Source organism: Vibrio thalassae, assembly GCF_900089835.1.
Taxonomy (GTDB): Bacteria; Pseudomonadota; Gammaproteobacteria; order Enterobacterales; family Vibrionaceae; genus Vibrio; species Vibrio thalassae.
On record NZ_OANU01000161.1, the window covers coordinates 1 to 2,420 of the forward strand.

Sequence of the window (2,420 nt, forward strand, 5' to 3'; positions counted from 1 at the left end):
GTAAGCGCTCAATTTTCCGCATAATTCTATCCTGATCTCCATGGTAGATAATGACCACTGTCATTACACAAGGAGAAATTTATGACTCACTCATCGCAAGTTTGGCAACATCACGTTAATGACTGGCAAAAAGGCGATCTCTCGCAAGCGCAATATTGCCGTAGCCACGGCCTTGACCAATCCCAATTCAGCTATTGGAAGTGCAAATTTACTCGTACAAAATCAGTGACCCAATCCGTCACCTCCAAGTTTGCTCTCGCGCAGGTGGAAACGGTCACCAGACAAGTGAGCTCTCTGCTAACCATTACGCTACCTAGCGGTACTCAAATCGAAGGTATCGACGAGAATAACGCCCATGTCGCAGCCAAACTGATAGAGTGCATGAACTAATGCGTCAACCAACACTGAGACCTGCACTCTCACTGCCCAAAGTCTACCTCTACCGTGACCCCATCGATTTTCGCAAGTCTCATCGTGGGCTTAGCGCCTTGGTCGAGTTGGAGTTAGGCCATAATCCATTCAGTGGTGAGTTGTATGTCTTTACCAACAAGCAGCGTAATAAAATCAAATGCCTTTTCTGGGAGGACAACGGCTTCGTGCTTTACTATAAGTCGCTCGCTGAAGAAAAATTCAAGTGGCCAAAGCGCACCGATGAACTCGTCACCCTCACAGGTCAGCAAATAAATTGGCTGCTCGATGGGTATGATATCTCCCTGATGAAAGGGCATAAAAAGTTGGAATACGAGTCATTGTTTTAGAGACTTAATAGCCTGTTTTTGGTACAATAAACCCTGTTCCCATAAGGCTTTAAAGGCGATTTAATTGTGACTGCTTCAACGAATTATATAGCTGAAATTGAGCGACTTCGCGCCCAATTAGCAGAGAAGGAGTCGCAGCTTCAATCCCAAACTGAACAGCTTCAATCTCAATCTAGCAAATTACAAACGCTCTCTTCTCGAGTTGAAATACTGGAAGAAGTTGTTCGTCACCTCAAAATTAAGCGCTTTATGCCAAGCTCAGAGAAAACTAACGTTGACCAGTTTTTACTGTTTGATGAAGCTGAGCTGTGCACCGACCCTAAGCTTGAACAACACGAAAAAGACCAAGATAAGAAAAGTGGTAAAGAGAGCAACACCAAGCTTCGTGGCCGCAAGCCTTTGTCGTCTGACCTACCGCGTGAACAAGTCTTCCTTTACCTAACGGATGAAGAGAAGACAGGCGCGAAAAGTACCTTCTTCGCCAAAGTCAAAGAAGAGCTTGATATCGTGCCTGCCAAAGTACGCGTATTGGAGTACATGCAAGAAAAGGCGGTCTTCGAAAGCACAGAGGGTCAAAAAATGGTGGCGGCTGCGCTACCTAAACACCCATTACCAGGCTCACTAGGCAGTACAGGTCTGATAGCGCATGTCATTACCTCCAAATACGTCGATGGGCTGCCCCTGTACCGCATCGAAAAGATGCTCAGCCGTTATGGGGGCGACATCTCACGGGCGACACTCGCGAATTACGTCATCAAGTCCGCCAAGGTGTTTCAACCGCTGGTTAATCTGCTACGAGAGCACCAAAACAGCGGCAATATCGTAGCGATGGATGAAACCCGTATCCAAGTATTGAAAGAGCCGAATAAAGCGGTCACTTCCGACAAATATATGTGGGTGTCACTGGGTGGCACAGAGAAGTGTCTTGTTCCACTATGACCCGTCACGCAGCGGCGAAGTACCGATAAACTTATTGGAAGGCTTCACAGGTTACCTGCAAACCGATGGTTATGCGGGGTACAATGCTGCGTGTAAGGAATATGAGCTGATTCATGTTGGTTGCATGGACCACGCTCGTCGCAAGTTCGTGAAGGCACAAAAAGCTCAACCGAAAGGTAAAAAGGCCAAAGTCAGCAAGGCCGATATCGCGCTCGGCATCATAAATAAACTGTATCGTGTGGAGCGCCAACTCAATGGCCTTAAAGAGCAACAACCCGCAATGACGGCAGAAGACATCGTGGCATACCGCCAAGAGCACAGCGCCCCGCTGCTTGATGAGTTGAAAGTGTTCCTAGATACAAACCTCAGTAAGGTACCCAAAGAGAGCTTAACGCACACGGCGATAAGTTATACGCTGAACCAATGGTCGAAGCTTGTGGTTTACTGTAAGGACAGTGAGCTGCGCATCAGTAATATCTTGGCTGAAAATGCGATCCGCCCGTTCGTTATTGGCAGAAAAGCGTGGTTGTTCGCAGACACTAGGCAAGGGGCAAAGGCGAGTGCAGTGTGTTATAGCTTGGTGGAAACAGCAAAACTGAATGGTCTAGAGCCATACCAATACTTACACACCCTTCTTACTGAGTTGCCATACGCAGAAAGCGTCGAGCAAATCGAAGCGCTTCTACCCTGGAACATCAAAAACGATTAAATCGTCACTATTAT

The 2,420-nt window shown here is 47.1% G+C and carries 4 protein-coding genes; all 4 read left to right on the forward strand.

All coding sequences use genetic code 11. The features are described from left to right. Positions 1-81 precede the first annotated feature (81 nt). The 4 genes from tnpA (at position 82) to tnpC (ending at position 2,406) form a co-directional block, all read left to right on the forward strand. Positions 82-390: an IS66 family insertion sequence element accessory protein TnpA gene (tnpA, locus tag VTH8203_RS23180; protein ID WP_096995736.1), complete on the forward strand. Its 309-nt coding sequence runs from the start codon at positions 82-84 to the stop codon at positions 388-390. Then, positions 390-758 carry an IS66 family insertion sequence element accessory protein TnpB gene (tnpB, locus tag VTH8203_RS23185; RefSeq protein WP_096995737.1) on the forward strand — a complete coding sequence of 123 codons (369 nt, stop codon included), beginning with the start codon at positions 390-392 and terminating at the stop codon, positions 756-758. Before tnpA ends, tnpB begins: the two co-directional genes overlap by 1 nt. Before the next feature lie 66 nt (positions 759-824). Continuing rightward, a complete protein-coding gene (locus VTH8203_RS25380; RefSeq protein ID WP_208617798.1) occupies positions 825-1,697 on the forward strand; it encodes an IS66 family transposase in 873 nt (290 codons plus the stop codon). Then, entirely contained in the window at positions 1,666-2,406 is a 741-nt protein-coding gene (gene tnpC, locus VTH8203_RS25385) for an IS66 family transposase (protein ID WP_208617799.1), read from the forward strand. Before VTH8203_RS25380 ends, tnpC begins: the two co-directional genes overlap by 32 nt. Positions 2,407-2,420 lie beyond the last annotated feature (14 nt).